The sequence below is a fragment of the Streptomyces sp. A012304 genome (assembly GCF_026008495.1).
GTDB lineage: Bacteria > Actinomycetota > Actinomycetes > Streptomycetales > Streptomycetaceae > Streptomyces.
In genome coordinates, this window is record NZ_BQUN01000034.1 from 1 (window position 1) to 17,598 (window position 17,598).

Below are 17,598 nucleotides of genomic sequence, written 5' to 3' on the forward strand. Positions count from 1 at the left end.
ACAACGCCACATCACCCGACACCACCGCCACCGCCCCCGGACACTCCCCCACCCGCGCCTCGAAGAGCCGTACGAGGGTGTCGACAGGGGCCGGCTTCGGCTCGGGCGTCGGCAGCAGCAGGCCGCGTTCGGCGTCGGTGAGCACGTCGAAGCGGCTCAGGCGTCGGTGCGGGTCGGCGATCGCGGACGTGAGCAGGCGGATCCAGCGCTCGATCATGCCGTCGACCGTCGCCGGGTCGAACAGGTCGGTGCTGTACTCCACGACGCCGGTGAGTCCGGCCGGGGTGCCGTCGGGCGCCGTGCGCTCGGTGAGGTTGAAGGTGAGGTCGCACTTGGCGGTGCGGGTGGAGACGAGGCTGGTGGTGACATGCAGGCCGGGCAGGTCGAAGTCGCCGAGGGGCGCGTTCTGCAGGGCGAGCATCGTCTGGAACAGCGGGTGGTGGGCGAGGGAGCGGGTCGGGTTCAGCTCCTCCACCAGGTGCTCGAAGGGCAGGTCCTGGTGGGCGTAGGCGGCCAGGGTGCCCAGCCGGACACGGCCGAGGAGTTCGGTGAAGGTCGGGTCGCCGCTGGTGTCGGTGCGCAGGACGAGGGTGTTGACGAAGAAGCCGATCAGGTCGTCCGCGGCCTCGTCGGTGCGGCCGGCGACCGGCGCGCCGATGGGGACGTCCGTGCCGGCGCCGAGCTTGTGCAGCAGGGCGGCCAGCCCGGCCTGGAGCACCATGAAAAGGCTCGCGCCGTGGGTGCGCGCCAGGTCGCGCAGCTCGCGGTGGAGGCCGGCGTCCAGGCGCAGTTCGCGTTTGTCACCGCGGTAGGTGGTCGCGTTGGGCCGGGGCCGGTCGGTGGGCAGGTCGACGCGTTCGGGAAGCCCGGCCAGGTTCTGCGTCCAGAAGGCCAGTTGGCGGGCGGAGAGACTGTCCGGGTCGGTGGCGTCGCCGAGGAGGTCGCGCTGCCAGAGGGTGTAGTCGGCGTACTGCACCGGCAGCGGCGCCCAGTCGGGCTGCTCGCCTCGGCGGCGGGCCGCGTAGGCGAGGGTCACGTCGCGGGCCAGGGCGCCCAGGGACCAGGCGTCGCCGACGATGTGGTGGAGGACGAGCAGGAGGACGTGCTCGTCGGGGGCGAGGGTGAACAGCTCGGTGTGCAGGGGTGGTTCGGCGGCCAGGTCGAAGACGCGGCGCGCGGCGGCGGTGAGCCGCTCCGGCAGTTCGCTCTCGGTGCTGTCGGTGGCGGGCAGGTGCGGTGCTGACCGCGGGGCGTCGAGGATCCGCTGGACGGGCACTCCGCGCTCGTCGGGGAAGACCGTGCGCAGGCTCTCGTGCCGGGAGACGACGTCGGTGAGGGCCTGGGCGAGGGCGGCGCGGTCGAGGGTGCCGGACAGGCGCAGGGCGAGGGGGATGTTGTAGGTGGGCCCGGTGCCCTCGATGCGTTGCAGGAACCACAGGCGGCGCTGGGCGGACGACAGCGGCACGGCCCCGGGCCGCGGGTGGGGGCGCAGGGCGGGACGGGTGCGGCCGGAGTCCGCGGCGTCGAGGGCGGCGGCGACGCCGGTCACGGTGGGGGCGTCGAAGAGGTCGCCGAGCCGCAGGTCGGCGTCGAGGGCGGTGCGGATCCGGGACAGCAGGCGCATGGCCAGCAGCGAGTGCCCGCCGAGGGCGAAGAAGTCGTCGTCGACGCCGACCCGGGGCACGCCGAGGACGTCGGCGAACAGCTCGCACAGCAGTTCCTCGCGCGGGGTGCGTGGGGCGCGGCCGGACGTGGGGGCGGTCGGCGCGGGGGCAGGCAGGGCCCGCCGGTCGAGCTTCCCGGAAGGGGTCAGGGGCAGGGCCTCGAGCGGGACGAAAGCGGCCGGGACCATGTGGTCGGGCAGGTGGTCGCACAGGTGGTCGCGCAGCAGCTCCGGACGGGGTTCGGCGCCGGGTGCGGGAACCACGTAGGCGACGAGACGCGGGCCCGACCCGTCGTCGTCACGGGCGACGACGGCCGCCCGGGCCACGGCCGGGTGGGTGGCCAGCCGTGCCTCGACCTCGCCGGGTTCGATACGGAAGCCACGGATCTTGACCTGCTCGTCGGCCCGGCCGAGGTATTCCAGCGCCCCGTCGGAGGTACGTCGGACCAGGTCGCCGGTGCGGTACATGCGGCTGCCGGGCGGGCCCCAGGGGTCGGCGACGAACCGCTCGGCGGTCAGGCCGGGCCGGTTCAGATAGCCGCGGGCCAGGCCGGCGCCCGCGATGTACAGCTCGCCGGGGACTCCCGTCGGCACGGGCTCCAGGGCGCTGTCGAGGACATGGGCGCGGGCGCCGGTGACCGGGTGGCCGATCGCGGGGCGCGGCGCGGCGGCGACGGGGGTCGTGAGCGCGTCGACGGTGCACTCGGTCGGCCCGTAGAAGTTGAAGGACCGTACGCCCTCGGCGGCGCGCAGATCCCGCCAGAGCCGCTCGGGCACGGCCTCGCCGCCGACGACGACCACGGACGGCCGCCACCGGCCGCCGTCACCGCCGTTTCCGTCGCTGTCGTCTCCGTCGCTGTCGTCGAGGAGGCCGTGGTCGAGGAGGACCCGCAGATACGACGGGGTGGTGTTGACGAGGTCGAGCCGGTGGCGGGCGAGATGGGCGAGGAAGGCGTCCGGGTCGGCCCAGGTGTCGCGGTCGAGGACATGCAGTTCGTGGCCGGCGAACAGGCAGGCCAGCTGGTCCCAGGAGGCGTCGAACGACACCGACGTCGTCAACGCGACACGCATCCGAGGTCCTGCGGCCGACTCCACTGCGGGGAACAGGGTGCCCCGCTGGTGGAAGAACAGGTTGGCCACGCCCGCGTGCGAGGCGACGACGCCCTTGGGGCGTCCGGTGGAGCCCGAGGTGTGGATGACGTACGCCGGGTGGCGGGGGTCGCGGGCGACGGCGGGCGGAGCGGTCGCGGTGCGGGCGGCGAGCGCTGCGGCGGTGTCGGGGTCGTCGAGAACGACCAGGTGGGCCGCGGGGCGTCGCGGCAGGCGGGAGCGGACCGGATCGACGGTCACCAGGACGGCGGGGCGGGTGTCGTCGAGGAGGTCGGTGAGCCGGCCGGCCGGGTGGTCGGGGTCGAGAGGGACGTAGCCCGCGCCGGTCTTCAGCACGGCGAGGAGGGCCGCCACCAGCTCGGCGGAGCGGGGCAGCGCGAGGGCCACCAGCCGCTCCGGGGCGGCGCCGTGGGACGTCAGCAGGTGGGCGAGGCGGTTGGCCCGGGCGTCGAGTTCGGCGTAGGTGAGGGTGGCGTCCGGGGCGGTGACGGCGACGGCGTCGGGGGTGCGTCGGACCTGTTCCTCGAAGAGGTCCGCGAGATGGGCCGCGCGGGCCGGGGGCGGCTGCGGGGTGCTCACATCGGTGGGCGGCGCGAGCAAGAGGCGTCCGACGGGCAGGTCGGGGTCGATCTCGGCGAGCTGCTCCAGCAGGTGACCCAGGGCGCGCTGGTGGCCGCGCCGCTCGTCCTCGTCCCAGGCGTCGGCTGCCGCGTGGAGTTCGACACGCGGCCCGTTGCCGTCGCGGCGGTCCAGCGCCCAGACGGCGAGGTCGGCGACCGAGCTGCGGGAGAGACTGTGCGCGGTGGCCGGGAGCCCGGCGAAGCGCAGGTCGCTGTCGTAGGACATGACGTTCACGACGGCCGAGCAGAACGAGCCGGGGACGCCGGGCAGGCCCAGGTCGCGGTGGATGTCCTCGCCGCGGTAGCGCTGGTGGTCGGTGGCCGCCCGGACCTCGCGGGCGACGTGCGCGACGAGCGCGGACCAGGTCGTGTCGGGGCATACGGTCAGCCGCAGGGGCACCATGTTGGAGACCACGCCCGGGGTGGCCAGCAGGCAGGGGTCGGCGGCGCGGCCGGTGACGGGCAGACCGAGGACGAGGTCGTGGGCGCCGGTGCGGCGGTGCAGGTACAGCGCGACGGCCGCGATCAGGACCCGCGACCAGCGCACGCCGACGCGTTCGGCCGCCGCCTCCAGCACACCGCAGCCGTCTCCGGTGGTGATCGGCAGGCGCTGCGAGCCGCTGCCCGGGTCGGCGGAGGCCCGGCCGATGCGGACGGGTTCGGAGAGAGCCGTGAGGCGTGCGGTCCAGTGGGCCCGGTCGGCCGCGCGCTGCTCGGAGGCGTGGTAGGCGGTGTCGGCGTCCACGACGTCGCACAGGGAGGGGAAGGGAGTGGGCTCCGGCGTGCGGCCCTCGACGAGCGCCGTGTGGACGGCGGCCACGCGCCGGGCGAAGAGCGCGTAGCCGAAGCCGTCGCTGACCAGGTGGTGGTAGCTGTGGTACCAGAGGTGACGGTCGTCGGAGAGCTTGATCAGTGCTTGGCTGAAGAGGGCGTCGCGGGCGAGGTCGAGGGGCCGGTCGCGGTCGGCGGTCATCCACTCCAGGGCGGCGGCGTGCGGATCGTCCCGGTCGCTCAGGTCGAGGTGGTGGGGGTTCCAGTCGGTGGGCACCCGCAGGATCTGCCGCGGTCCGTCGGCGCTCTCGGTGAAGCGCACGTGCAGGGCCTCGTTCTCGGTGACGGCCTGGCGCAGCGCCGAGAGGAACAGGTCGGCGTCGAAGGGTCCGTGGAGTTCCAGATACTCGCCCACGCGGTAGCCCGGCAGCATCCCGTCCGTCCGCTGTTCGGCGAGCCAGAGTTCGCGCTGAGCCGCCGTCAGGGGCAGGGCGACGTCATCGCGAGCAGACATGGGGATACCTCCAGGAGTGCTGTGGGCGGAGCTCGAGGCCGCCGGCGCGCGGCGGAAGGAAGCGAGGGGCCCTGCGGGGCGGGGCGGGGGGCGGCGCTCGCCGGGACGGAGCACGAGCGGGGCCGGGACATGGCCGGTCGGTCCCCCTCGCCCTGGGCGGGACGCGGGCGGGCCGACGGCAGCGGGCGGTTCACCGGTCGTCGTGCGGACCGCCGCGGCGGGATGCCGCCGGACGGCCCGGCGCCACGGGGAGAGGCGGGGCGCGGGCGGTTCGGCCTGCCGTGACGCGCGGTCGCGGCGGGACAGGGGACGGTGGAGGGCTGGCGACGCGGAGTCGGGGCGGGACGAAGTGCGGCGGGGGTGACGACGCGGAGTCGGGAGGCGAGGCGAGGTGGCAGGGTGCGGCAGGGTGGCGCGGGCCGGTGGGCGTCGGGTCAGGCCGCCCTGTCGCCGGCCTGGAGGTGCCACAGGGAGGCGTAGAGCCCGTCGCGGGCGAGGAGTTCGGTGTGCGTGCCCTGCTCGGCGACGAGGCCGCCCTTGTCCAGGACGTAGATGAGGTCCGCGTTGCGGATCGTCGACAGGCGGTGGGCGATGATGATCAGGGTGCGGTTCTCGGCGAAGGTGCGCAGGGTGCGCTGGATGGCCGCCTCGGTCTCGTTGTCCACGGCGGAGGTGGCCTCGTCGAGGACGACGACGGGTGCGTCCTTCAGGATGGCCCGGGCCAGGGCGATGCGTTGTTTCTGACCGCCCGACAGGGTTGCGCCGCGCTCACCGATCATCGTGTCGTAGCCATCGGGCAGGGCCGCGATGAAGGGGTGGGCCTCGGCCATGCGGGCGGCGTCGACCAGGCGGGCGTCGGGGGCGTCGAAAGTGCCGTAGCGAATGTTGTCGGCGATGGTGCCGTCGAAGAGGAACGGGTCCTGCGAGACGAATCCGACGGCGCGGCGCAGGTCGTGCCGGGACAGCTCGCGCACGTCCCGCCCGTCCAGGAGGACCCGGCCGGAGTCGGTGTCCTGGAAGCGCATCAGGAGTTTGGCGATGGTGGTCTTGCCGGAGCCGGTGGCGCCGACGATGCCGGTGACCCGGCCGGGGTCGATGCGCAGCGAGAGGTCCTTCAGGACGGGGGGCCGGCCGGGGTAGGAGAAGTGGACGCGCTCCAGGGCGACGGCGCCCCGGACGTCCGCCACGTCGACGGGGTGTTCCGGGCCGACGGGCTCGGTGGGCAGTGCGTGCAGGTGGCGGACGCGGTCGTAGGCGGTGAGAGTGCGCTGGTACTCGTCCACGATGGTGCCGAGGCGGGTGAGGCGCAGCAGGACCTGCTGGGGCAGGCCGATGAGGGGGCTGAACACTTCGAAGGGCAGGGTGCCGTTGAGGACCGAGCGGCCGCCGAGGAGGAGGGTGCCGGTCATGGAGGCGGTGGTGCAGGCACGGATGGTCTCGGCGTGGCGGACGGTGCTGCGGTCGGTGCGGTGGTCGCTGTCCCGGCAGGCGTCGCTGAGCCGTTCGACGCGGTCGGCCTCGTACTCCTCCGTGCAGAAGCTCTTGACGGTGGCGCCGGCCTCCAGGCTGTTGATCAGCCGGCTGTGCAGCTGGGTCTTGTGTTCGCTGGAGACGGCGTAGTCGGAGGCGACGCGGTCGTGATAGTGGAAGGACAGCCAGGCCACGATCGGCATGGGCAGGAAGGCGATCCAGGCGATCTCTGGGGCCAGGAACAGGAAGGCGGGCACCAGCACCAGGAAGCTGGTGGCGAGTTGGACGATGTCGTTGGCGGAGTGCGCGAAGAAGTTGCCCAGTTGGGTGACCTCGTCGGTGAGGACGCCGGCGATGCGGGTGGTGCGCTCGCCCTCCAGGTGGCCCAGTTCGAGTTTCTGCACGTGGGCGTAGGTGGAGTTGCGCCAGTCGTGCTGGACGTCCTGGCCGAGCTTGCGCCATTCGACGTTGGCGGCGTAGGAGAGGCCGGCGACTCCGGCGCAGGCCACGGCGGCGGCTCCCGCCAGGAACCACAACTGGGCGGAGGCGGTGGTCAGTCCGAGGGCGAGGAGCGGGGCGGCCTCCCCCTTGATGAGCACCAGCGCGATCCAGCCGAGGAACACGCCCAGCGCCACCTCGGTGAGCTGGCACACGGCGGAGAGCGCGGTGGCGAGACACAACCGCGGTTTGTGGGGGCCGACCATGTCGAGCAGGGAACGCAGCGACGCCCTGGGGGGCGACGGGTCGTCGCGGACGGTGGTCGTGGAAGGCGGCGCCGCCGCGCGCATGGCGCGGCGGACGACGACGGCAGTGGCGGTGACGACCGCGCCGAGCACGACGAGCGGCTTGCGCAGGAGCTTGCCGGGTCCGAGGGCGATGGCGGCGGCCGTCGCACCACCGGCGACCGCCACGCCCGTGACGCGCGGCCGCCGTGGCGGGGTGGTTTTCTCGGGCGCCGGCCGCGGATCACGGGGGGACTGCGGATCACGGGGGGACTGCGGGCGCGTGCACCGGGAGACGGCCGACAAGGTGTCCCGTATCATTTTTCCGACGTCGGCGGTTCCGAGCCCGCGGCTGTGACGTACGAGGACTCCTCCGGTGACATCGCTGACCCGGACCGACTCGATGCCGGGAATTGCCTCCAGTACGCCTCTGAAGACTTCCACGAAGTGCTTTCTTCCCACCATCTCGGGAATCTTCCAGCGCTGCCGTCCGGGAATCGCGGAGCACATCCTCGGCGCGTACGCCGTCCCCGTGTCGTCCCGGGCGGGCCGGTACTCGGCCGCAGTCCCCACCAGCAGTGTCATTTTCTGTCGATCCCCGAGTGTCTTGCCGAACGCGGTGTTTCAGTGACCCTTGCCGGCGACGGCGGGTGGGCGCCCCTTGGCGGGTCCCTTGGGCTGTCCGTCAGACGCGGCGCCGTCCTGGGGCGCCGACTGAGGTTGTGGCTGCGGCTGCGGCTGCGGCTGTCGCTCACGGTCCCCGCCGTCGGCCATCTGCGCGGCCACGACCTCGGCGGTGACCTCGGCGGCGAGGTCCTGCAGACCCTCGCCCGCCTCATGGGCGGCCCGTTTCACTTCCAGCACCAGTCCCACGGAGGTCTTGACGAGACCCCGCATCAGCGGCTTGACGACCCTTTTGGCCAGGGGGGCGGCGATGAGGCCGATCAGGAACGGCGGAACTACAGGAGGCATGACTCAGTGCTCCTTTTATCCTCAAGGGGTTCAGGCGGTTTCTTCGGCTTTTTGCTCCGTCGTATTCCGCCGGAGGCTGCGGACCAGAAACAGGCTAACGGAGTTTCAGCAACGCAAACGCCACAGGTCGGAGCACCTTCACCCGGACGGGTAACCGAATGGCGGCAAACCGATGGGTTCAGGCCACGGGACGGGTGCCGGACGGCGCGGAAGCCCGTGTGCCGACCGCCGGAATCAGAGGACGACGGCCGACCTTTCCCTATGGATTTCACTCACTGTGCGGTTCCTTATTCGGCCAAGAAAAACCCTGTCAGGGCCGAATGCAAAAGCCTTCACCACAACGGGGGAATACGAGGATGCTTTCACGCCACACGCGACGGGTGTGACGGACGGGCGGGGCACCCCGTGTGCCCAGTGCCCGCACGGGCCGCGGCGTGTGCGCGGTGGGCCGTACGGGGCGTCATCCGGACACGGCGCGGGTCCCCGCGCCCACGCCGGGCGGGGCACCATGGGCGGATGCCGTGCCCGCCTCCGCCCGTCGGACGGCGCCCGGGCGTGACCTACGGCCGCGCCCTCGGCGTGACGGCCGTGCCTCCTGGCGTGACGGCCGCGCCCCGGCATGACGGCCGCCGAACGGCTCCGGGCGGTGGCGGTGACGACGACGTCACCGTGCGGGCTCCTCGTGCGGGTCGTCGGCCTGCTGCCCGTCATCCGCCTCGCGGGTGTCGGCGTTCCGCGCCGTGATCTTCGGCGCGGGGGCGCGCGTCGCGCGGCTGTCGGTGTTCTGCGCGGTGGTCTTCGGCGCGGCACGGCGGACGGGCGTGCGCCGGGTGGTGTGCCACTTCCCGGGCGAGCCCGGCCGGCGACCGGTGAGGGCCCTGTCGGTGCCCCCGCCGATCGCCGGAACGGGTCCTCAGGACGTGGTGCAGGGCGCCCCGTTGAGGGTGAACGCGGCCGGCGCCGGGTTGGTGGCGCCCTTGGCGCCGATGAAGCCGACGGTGACCGAACCGCCCACGGAGATCGTGGACGTGTACGAGGCTGCGGCGACGCTCACCGAGCCACCGTTCTGCGTGGGGGCCCCGCCCCACATGTTGGTGATGGTCTGGCCGCCCGTGAAGGCGAAGGCGAGCGTCCAGCCGTTGACGGGTGAGGTGCCGGTGTTGCGGATGGTGATCTCGCCCTGGAAGCCGCCCTGCCACTCGTTGACGGCACGGTAGGCGACGGCACAGGTGCCGGTCGGGGCGCTCGCGGTGGTGACGTTCACCGTGGCCGAGCGGGCCGAGCGGTTGCCGGCCGCGTCACGGGCGTACACCGCGAAGGTGTAGGGGGTGGCGGCCGTCAGGCCGGTGACGGTGACGCTGTTCGCGGTGGCGGCGGCCACCGTGGTCTCGGAGCCGCCGCTGACGCGGACGACGTCGTAACCGGTCACGCCAACGTTGTCAGTGGCCGCGCCCCAGCCGAGGGTGACGGAGGTGGCGGTCACGGCCGAGACGGTCGGGGTGCCGGGTGCGGTCGGGGCCTGGGTGTCGCCCGGGGTGCCGCCGCCGAAGACGGTGGCCTCCTTGGACGTCTGGACGATGCCGTTGGGGCCGTTGAAGATGCGCTGGCCCCAGGAGCTGAGGCGGCTCGGGTCGAAGTCGATCGCCAGGTCGAGGATCGGGTCGGTGTTGCCGCTCCAGGACCACGCCAGGTAGCCGAGCTTGAGCTGCTGGGCGGTGGCCATCATGGTGTCCTCGTCCGGGTCGCCCCACTGGTCGGCCGGACCTCCGAACTCACCGATGAGGATGGGCAGTTTCGCTGCGACGAAGGCGTTCAGGTAGTCGGTGATCTCCGCCGCGGTGTCGAAGACGCTGTACATGTGGATCGAGAAGATCAGATTGCCGGTGGGGTCGGCGTCGTAGACGGACCGGGCGTTGGCGCGCATCACGCCCTGCCAGTCCTGGCCCCAGTTGGGGGCGTCCACCATGATCGTGTGCTGGAAGCCGGCGTCGCGCAGCTTCTTGACGGCGGCGATCGTCGGCGCGGTCCAGCCCTCGGGGTTGGTGTTGCCCCAGGGCTCGTTGCCGATGTTGACGATGATGTAGTCCTCTTCGCCCTCCAGGACGTCCTTCAGGCCGATCCAGTAGTCGGCCGCGTGGTCGAGGGTCCCGGCCGCGGCTTCCTCGCCGTAGCCGGTGGTGTCGTGCACCTCCAGTACGCAGATGAGCCGGTTGGCCTTGCACTGGGCGATCACGTTGGCCACGTCCTGGGCGCTGTTCTCGGTCCAGCGGTGTCCGTCGGAGAGGACGACACGGACGGTGTTGGCGCCGAACGCCTTGACGTCGGCCAGTGACTGGGTCTCGCCGGGGTACCAGGTGTGGGCGTGGTTGACGCCGCGCATGACGAAGTCGTTGCCGTTGCCCTCGAGCAGACGGCCGTTGCTGATGTGCAGGCCGGTGGCGAGGGTGCCGGGCCGGGGCGGGGCCGCCTGGGCGGCGGCCGGTGTGAGGAACCCGAGGGTGACGGCCGTTCCGAGGAGGGCGGCCAGTAGGGTCCTGGTGATGGTGCGTGACGTGCTTCTTGCTCTTCTCACTGCGACTCCAGGGAGTGAGCGCCCGGGTGGGTCCGGGCATCGGAAAGAAGCTTGGGAGCGCTCCCATCAAGCCACCATGCCGGGTACACGTCAACCCGCTTGGCATGGTGCTCCCCCGAGAGAAAGAAGGACGGAGGCCTCTGTGGACCGCTTTCGGACCCCGTCGGTGACCGAACTGCCCGTCACGGACGAGAAGGCCGGCCCTTACGGCATCACCACCGGTCCCGACGGCGCTCTCTGGCTCACCCTGGTGCACGCCGGCCGGATCGCACGGCTCACCCCCGGCGGCGAGCTGACGGAGTATCCGCTGGACTCCCCCGGATGCCGCCCGACCGTCATCGCGCCCGGCCCGGACGGCGCCCTGTGGTTCACCCGGTCGGGGGACCATCGCATCGGCCGGATCACGATCGAGGGCGAGCTGCGGTCCTTCGAGGTGCCGACGCCCGACAGCGGGCCCTTCGGCATCACCGCCGGTCCCGACGGCGCGCTGTGGTTCACGCAGATGAACACCGATCGGATCGGCCGGATCGACGGCCGGGGCGAGATCCGCGAGTTCGTCGTGCCCGTCCCGGGCGGCTTTCCCTCGGCGATCACCGCGGGGCCGGACGGCGCCCTGTGGTTCACCCTCAACCAGGGCGACGCGCTGGGCCGCGTCGGCCTCGACGGCGATGTCACCGTGCACCCGCTGCCGACGCCCGGGGCGGGGCCGGTGGGCATCTGCGGCGACGGCGTCGCGCTGTGGTTCGTGGAGATCGCCGCCGGGCAGATCGGCAGGGCCTCGGTGGACGGCCGGATCGAGGAGTTCCCCCTGCCCGACCGGGCGGCGAGGCCCCACGCGATCACCGCGATGGCCGCCGGAGAGTGCTGGTTCACCGAGTGGGGCGGCAACCGCGTCGGCCGCGTCACCGCCGACGGCACGATCACCACGTACGACCTGCCGTCCCCGGCCAGTGAGCCGCACGGGATCACGGTGGGCCCGGACGGCGCCGTGTGGACGGCCCTGGAGACGGGGGCGGTCGCCCGGGTCCAGCCGTGAACGCGTCGAGCCCGTGCGAACCCGTGGGACCCATGGGAAGAGGCTCCGGCCACGAGGTCCGGGAAAGGGCGGGACGCGTCGAGCCCCGTGAAGCGGTCCCGGACACGACGCTCGGGGACGGTGGGGCGCGTCAGCGGGTGACGACGTGGCGTTCGTCGGGGACGCAGTGGGTCATGGTGAGTCCCCGCACGTCGCGGGGCGGGTTCTTGCCGAGGTGGGCGAGGCGTTCGCGGTCCTCGTCGGTGAGGTCCTGGCTCGCCAGCGGTTCGAGGCCCAGGACGTCGTCCGGGGTGATGCCGAGGCCCTCCCCGATCCGCAGGCCGAGCTCGTTCTCGACCAGCAGGAAGTGCCAGACCATGCGCTCTTGCACCGGCCGGTCGCACTGGGCGAGGGCCCGCACGAGGTTGTCGACCAGGTCGTCGCGTTCCCACTGCTCCATCAGCAGGTAGCGCTGGCCGGCCTGCTGGTAGTCGTTGGTGCGGGGGATGCGTTTGCGGGTGAGCCGGCCGTGGATCTCCGGGCCCTGCTCGTCGTGCGTGGGGTACTGGGCCTCGCGCAGGCCGCCGGTGATCGAGGGCTCGTAGTTGACGCCGGGGTTCTCGCCCCCGCCGTCCACCTGATAGGTCATCAGCCCGTCGCGCTGGTTGGTGCGGACGTCCGCGTTCTTGGCCTGGTTGACGGGGAGTTGGAGGTAGTTCGGGCCGACGCGGTAGCGCTGGGTGTCGCTGTAGGAGAAGGTGCGTCCGACGAGCATCTTGTCGTCGGAGAAGTCCAGGCCGTCGACGAGGACGCCGGTGCCGAAGGAGATCTGCTCGTTCTCGGCGAAGAAGTTCTCCGGCATCCGGTCGAGCACCATCTTCCCGACCGGCTTGGGCGGGAACTCCTGCTCGGGCCAGGTCTTGGTGTCGTCCAGGGGGTCGAAGTCCAGTTCCGGGTGGTCGTGGTCGTCCATCATCTGCACGAGCAGTTCCCACTCGGGACGGTCGCCGCGGGCCACCGCCTCGTAGAGGTCCTTGGTGGCGTGGCCGAGGGACTCGGCCTGGACGTTCGCCGCGTCCTCCTCGGTCATGCTGCGTACCCCCGCCTTGGGCATCCAGTGGTACTTGACCAGCTTGGTCTCGCCCTCGGCGTTGACCCACTTGTAGGTGTTCACGCCGAAGCCCTGCATGTGGCGGTAGTCGGCGGGGATGCCGCGCGGGCTGAACAGGTTGACGAGCATGTGCATGGCCTCGGGGGTCTGCGACATGAAGTCGAAGATGCGGCGGGGCTGTTGTTCGAAGGTGACCGGGTCGGGTTTGAGGGCGTGGATGACGTCCGGGAACTTGATCGCGTCCCGGATGAAGAAGACACCCAGGTTGTTGCCGACCAGGTCCCAGTTGCCGTCCTCGGTGTAGAACTTCACGGCGAAGCCGCGCGGGTCGCGGGCGGCCTCGGAGGAGTCACGGCCGCCGATGACGGTGGAGAAGCGGACGGCCAGCTCGGTGCGCTTGCCGCGCTCCTGGAAGAGCTTGGCGCGCGTGTAGCGGCTGATGGGCTCGTCGCCCCAGGCGCCGTACGCCTCGAAGTGGCCGTAGGCGGTGACACCGCGGGCGTGCACGACGCGCTCGGGGATGCGCTCACGGTCGAAGTGGCTGATCTTCTCCAGGAACTGATAGTTCTCCAGCGTGGCCGGGCCGCGGGCGCCGACCGTGCGCTGGTTCTGGTTGTCGTGGACGGGGTGGCCCTGCCGGTTGGTGAGGACCTTGCGGTCGTCCTCGGGTGCGGGGCCCATGCTCGATACGTCCGTCATGCCCGTGAGTTCCTTCGGCTCGTACCCCGTCGGTGCGGGGCGCGGATCGCGGTGGACGGCTCGGGTACCCGGCACTCCCCGTCGAAGTCACGCCGGGGCGCCTCCGCGGGTGTCGGCGGCCCGGCCGGTGGAACCCGGCTCGCGCGGTCGAGGTCCGCCGAGCCGGAAGGCCGTGTGCCCGCTCCGCCGGACGCCGTGTACGGCCGTGTCCAGCGGGAGGTGGCGCGGCGGGCCGACGCCCTGTGGGGCATCGCGTCGGCGCCGCACGCCGATCCCGAGTACGCCTTCGCCGAGCGGCGGGCGGCCGCGCCGCTCACCGAGGAGCTACGGCGGGCCGGATTCGCGGTGCGGCAGGACGTCGCGGGCGCGCCGACCGCCTTCACCGCCCGTTCGGGTGAGAGGCCGCCCGCTGTGCCGCTGCTGCTGGAGTACGACGCGGAAGAGGGCGGCGGGGGCAAGGTCCTGGAGGTGGAGGCGGCCCTGGCGGGGGCATGGGGGTGAGGGTTGAGGGGTGAGCGCGGGGGCCGCCGGGCCGGTCACGGCTCCTTCGGCGGTGGCCCGTCCGGCTCCTTGGCGGGGCGGTTGTGGGGGGCGTCTCCGGCGGTGAGGTGCTCCAGGACCTCGACCAGTTCCTGGCAGGCGCGTTCCACGGAGCGTCTGGTGTTGCGTTGTTCGGTGATGACGGCCGACAGGAGCAGGGCGGTCAGGGCCATGGTGCCGTTGAAGGCCTGGAGTTTGATCATGACTTCGACGCGGGTCAGCCGGGCGAAGGGGCCGACCGCGTCCGTGGCCGCGACGGTGGCGAGGACCGAGGCGAACAGGGCGCACACCATGCTGCCCGCGAGCTGGAAGCGCAGGGCCGCCCAGATCAGCAGGGGGTAGACCAGGAAGAGCACGCTGATGTGGCTGTGGGTGGCCAGGGGGACGAGGGCGAGGGTGATGAGGGCCAGGCCCGTGGCCTCCCTCCAGCGGGCCAGGCCCGGCGGGCTGCGGAGGGTGTACAGCAGGAGCAGCACGGGGGTGACGAGCAGGACGCCCATCGCGTCGCCGACCCACCAGGCCAGCCAGACGGGCCAGAAACTGTCCGTGGCGAGCTCGTCGGTGACGACGAGGAGGCCGACGCCGATGGTGGAGCTGAGCAGCATGGCCGTCAGGGCGCCGAGGAAGACCAGGGCCAGGCCGTCCCGTAAGCGCGCGAGGTCATTGCGGAAGCCGACCTTGCGCAACATGAGACAGGCGCAGACGGGCGCGACCGTGTTGCCCACCAGGTTGACCAGGACGACGGGCCGCAGCGAGGTGAGCGACATGATCACCAACAGCGCTCCGAGGGCGATGCCGGCCCATGAACGGAGGCCGAGGATCAGCAGGCCGGCCACCGCGACGCCGGAGGGCGGCCAGATGGGGGTGAAGATCGCGCCCTCGACGACGAGCTGCCGCAGCAGGCCGAGCCGTCCGGCCGCGTAGTAGCAGGCGGCGACCGCCACCGTCTCGACGGCGAGGACGGCCGGCCGGCGCAGTTCGCTGGTACCCACCACAGCAGCCATCAGACACCGGCACCGCACGGTGTGCGAGGTGAGAGGCGCGCCGTCCGCCCCTATGGCTGAACCGGGCGCCGGCGCCGCGCCGCCCGGCGCCCGTACGCGCCGAGGATCCCGTCGTGTCCGACGACCAGGACGGCGGCGTCGTCCTCGTGGCCGACGCGTTCCGCGCCCTTGATCACCGCGGCGGCGAGGGAGCCGGCCTCCATGCCCGCGACGGCGGCTGTGCCGGCGAGCCGGACGACCTGGTCGAGCCCCTCCTCGACGCTCATCGAGGGCCCCTCCACCACGCCGTCCGTGAGCAGGACGAACACCCCGCCCTTGGTGAGCCGGTACCGGGTGACCGGGTACTCCATGCCCTCCTGGACGCCGAGCGGCGGTCCGCCCTCGTCCTCGGCGACGCCGGACTTGCCGTCCGCGGTGGCCCAGACGCACGGGATGTGGCCGGCCCGGGCACTCTCCAGGATCCCGGTGGTGGGGTCGAGGCGCATGAAGGTGCAGGTGGCGAAGAGGTCGCTGCCGAGGGAGAGGAGCAGGTCGTTGGTCCGGGCGAGGAGTTCGCCCGGCTCGCTGGTGACGGAGGCGAGGGCCCGCAGGCCAACCCGGATCTGGCCCATGAACGCGGTCGCCTCGATGTTGTGGCCCTGGACGTCACCGATGGACAGGCCGATACGGCCGTCGGGCAGGGTGAAGGCGTCGTACCAGTCGCCGCCCACGTTGAGGCCGTGGCAGGCGGGCGCGTACTGGACGGCGAGGCGGAAGCCGCGGGCCGTGGGCAGGTCCCGGGGCAGCATGCCGCGTTGCAGGGCGATGGCGAGCTCGACCCGGGAGCGCTGGAGTTCCGCGCGTTCGCGCGCCTGGGCCGTGAGCGAGCCGAGCCTGGTCAGCAGCTCGTCGCCGTCGTCCGTGGGGCGCTTGCGGGACATGGATCACTCCGGAGAGGACGGTGGCCCCTTCGGGGCGAATGTCGCATTTTTACGTTTAGTGGATGATAGCGACTCCGTGCCGGGGTGAGACAGTGCGAGCCGGGGCCGGGTGGGACAGCGGGCGGCGGGGCGTCCCGTCTCCCGCGGCCCGTCCCGCCCGGCCGGGTGCGGCGGTCAGCCGCCGAGGGCCGCCATGACCACGTCCTTGGCCTCCTCCTGCACCTGCCGCAGATGGCCGGGGCCCTGGAAGGACTCGGCGTAGATCTTGTAGACGTCCTCGGTGCCCGAGGGGCGGGCGGCGAACCAGGCGTTGGCGGTGGTCACCTTGATGCCGCCGATGGCCGCGCCGTTACCGGGAGCCTCGGTGAGGACTCCGGTGACGGCTTCCCCGGCCAGGGTGTCCGCCGTGACCTGGGCGGGCGAGAGCTTGGCGAGCAGCGCCTTCTCCTCGCGGGTCGCGGGCGCGTCGATCCGGGCGTAGGCGGGTTCGCCGAAGCGGGCCGTCAGCGCGGCGTAGTGCTCCGACGGTGTCTTCCCGGTGACCGCGGTGATCTCGGAGGCGAGCAGCGCCAGGATGACGCCGTCCTTGTCGGTGGTCCACACCGAGCCGTCGCGGCGCAGGAACGAGGCGCCGGCCGACTCCTCGCCGCCGAAGCCGAGCGAGCCGTCGACCAGACCGTCCACGAACCACTTGAAGCCGACGGGGACTTCGACGAGCCGGCGGCCGAGGTCGGCGGCCACCCGGTCGATCATCGAGGACGACACCAGGGTCTTGCCGATGCCCGTGCCGTCCGGCCACCGCTCGCGGTGGGCGTAGAGGTAGGCGATGGCGGCGGCCAGGTAGTGGTTGGGGTTCATCAGGCCGGCGTCGGGGGTGACGATGCCGTGCCGGTCGGCGTCGGCGTCGTTGCCCGTGGCGATCTCGAAGCGGTCCCGCTGTTCGATGAGCGAGGCCATCGCGTACGGCGACGAGCAGTCCATGCGGATCTTTCCGTCCCAGTCCAGCGTCATGAAGCGCCAGGTGGGGTCGGTGAGCGGGTTGACCACGGTCAGGTCGAGCCGGTGCTGCTCGGCGATGCGGCCCCAGTAGGCGACGGAGGCCCCGCCCAGCGGGTCGGCGCCGATGCGGACGCCGGCGGCGCGGACGGCGTCCAGGTCCAGCACGCTCGGCAGGTCGCCGACGTAGGTGCCGAGGAAGTCGTAACGCCCGGTGCCGGGGGCGGCGAGCGCCCGCGTGTAGGGCACGCGGCGTACGTCCTTCAGGCCCGCCGCGATGATCTCGTTGGCCCGGTCCTGGATCCAGGAGGTGGCGTCGGAGCCGGCGGGGCCGCCGCTGGGCGGGTTGTACTTGAAGCCGCCGTCGGCGGGCGGGTTGTGGGAGGGGGTGACGACGACGCCGTCCGCGAGGCCCGTGGCGCGGCCCCGGTTGTGGGCGAGGATCGCGTGCGAGACGGCCGGAGTGGGCGTGTAGCCGTCGGCGCTGTCGATGAGCACCGTGACGTCGTTGGCGGCGAAGACCTCAAGGGCGGTGACCCGGGCGGGCTCGGACAGCGCGTGGGTGTCGGCGCCCAGGAAGAGCGGGCCGTCGGTGCCCTGGGCGGCGCGGTACTCGCAGATGGCCTGGCTGGTCGCGGCGATGTGGTCCTCGTTGAACGCCGTGTTCAGCGATGAGCCGCGGTGCCCGGACGTACCGAACGCCACCCGCTGGTCCGGGTCGGCCGGGTCCGGGTGCAGCGCGTAGTACGCGGTGACCAGCCGGGCGACGTCGACGAGGTCCTCGGGGCCGGCCGGCCCGCCCGCTCGCTCGTGCTGCATGTGCCCGCTCCTCCACAGTGGTTGACCGAAGACGTACGGCTCCCATCTTCCCCTGTGGTGACGACACCACGCGAGGGTGG

10 protein-coding genes are annotated in these 17,598 nt (G+C 72.4%); 2 read left to right on the forward strand and 8 right to left on the reverse strand.

All coding sequences use genetic code 11. The features are described 5' to 3' along the window. The 4 genes from ALMP_RS07160 to ALMP_RS07175 form a co-directional block, all read right to left on the reverse strand. Positions 1-4,678 (reverse strand): non-ribosomal peptide synthetase (locus ALMP_RS07160; RefSeq protein ID WP_264925386.1); only part of this gene is annotated, 4,678 nt, incomplete at its 3' end. 434 nt (positions 4,679-5,112) lie between these two features. Next, the gene (locus tag ALMP_RS07165) at positions 5,113-7,059 is read right to left on the reverse strand and encodes an ABC transporter ATP-binding protein (protein ID WP_264925387.1); all 1,947 of its coding nucleotides are present in this window, start codon (positions 7,057-7,059) and stop codon (positions 5,113-5,115) included. Positions 7,060-7,494: 435 nt separating this feature from the next. Next, positions 7,495-7,842 carry a DUF5132 domain-containing protein gene (locus ALMP_RS07170; protein ID WP_264925388.1) on the reverse strand — a complete coding sequence of 116 codons (348 nt, stop codon included), beginning with the start codon at positions 7,840-7,842 and terminating at the stop codon, positions 7,495-7,497. 913 nt (positions 7,843-8,755) lie between these two features. After that, positions 8,756-10,414 (reverse strand): cellulase family glycosylhydrolase, encoded by a 1,659-nt coding sequence (locus tag ALMP_RS07175; protein ID WP_264925389.1) that lies wholly within the window; start codon positions 10,412-10,414, stop codon positions 8,756-8,758. A gap of 142 nt (positions 10,415-10,556) precedes the next feature. On the opposite strand from ALMP_RS07175, the gene ALMP_RS07180 reads away from it, so the two are divergent. Further along, a complete protein-coding gene (locus tag ALMP_RS07180; protein ID WP_264925391.1) occupies positions 10,557-11,450 on the forward strand; it encodes a virginiamycin B lyase in 894 nt (297 codons plus the stop codon). 130 nt (positions 11,451-11,580) lie between these two features. Here ALMP_RS07180 and ALMP_RS07185 read toward each other — a convergent pair whose 3' ends face one another. Then, complete coding sequence (locus ALMP_RS07185) at positions 11,581-13,239, reverse strand: catalase (RefSeq protein ID WP_264925392.1); 1,659 nt, start codon at positions 13,237-13,239, stop codon at positions 11,581-11,583. A gap of 174 nt (positions 13,240-13,413) precedes the next feature. Between ALMP_RS07185 and ALMP_RS07190 the strand changes: the two genes are divergently transcribed. Continuing rightward, on the forward strand, positions 13,414-13,740 hold the full coding sequence (locus tag ALMP_RS07190; protein ID WP_264925393.1) for a hypothetical protein: 327 nt from the start codon (positions 13,414-13,416) through the stop codon (positions 13,738-13,740). 35 nt (positions 13,741-13,775) lie between these two features. Here ALMP_RS07190 and ALMP_RS07195 read toward each other — a convergent pair whose 3' ends face one another. The 3 genes from ALMP_RS07195 to pgm form a co-directional block, all read right to left on the reverse strand. Further along, on the reverse strand, positions 13,776-14,783 hold the full coding sequence (locus ALMP_RS07195) for an MASE1 domain-containing protein (protein ID WP_264925394.1): 1,008 nt from the start codon (positions 14,781-14,783) through the stop codon (positions 13,776-13,778). 50 nt (positions 14,784-14,833) lie between these two features. Continuing rightward, entirely contained in the window at positions 14,834-15,703 is an 870-nt protein-coding gene (locus tag ALMP_RS07200; RefSeq protein WP_264925395.1) for a PP2C family protein-serine/threonine phosphatase, read from the reverse strand. 174 nt (positions 15,704-15,877) lie between these two features. Then, a complete protein-coding gene (pgm, locus tag ALMP_RS07205; RefSeq protein ID WP_264925396.1) occupies positions 15,878-17,518 on the reverse strand; it encodes a phosphoglucomutase (alpha-D-glucose-1,6-bisphosphate-dependent) in 1,641 nt (546 codons plus the stop codon). Positions 17,519-17,598: the final 80 nt, after the last annotated feature.

Coding starts and splice junctions, on each gene's coding strand:
- ALMP_RS07185 (WP_264925392.1), bottom strand. CDS start 13,239: ATGACGGACGTATCGAGCATGGGCCCCGCACCCGAGGACGACCGCAAG.
- ALMP_RS07170 (WP_264925388.1), bottom strand. CDS start 7,842: ATGCCTCCTGTAGTTCCGCCGTTCCTGATCGGCCTCATCGCCGCCCCC.
- ALMP_RS07200 (WP_264925395.1), bottom strand. CDS start 15,703: ATGTCCCGCAAGCGCCCCACGGACGACGGCGACGAGCTGCTGACCAGG.
- pgm (WP_264925396.1), bottom strand. CDS start 17,518: ATGCAGCACGAGCGAGCGGGCGGGCCGGCCGGCCCCGAGGACCTCGTC.
- ALMP_RS07195 (WP_264925394.1), bottom strand. CDS start 14,783: ATGGCTGCTGTGGTGGGTACCAGCGAACTGCGCCGGCCGGCCGTCCTC.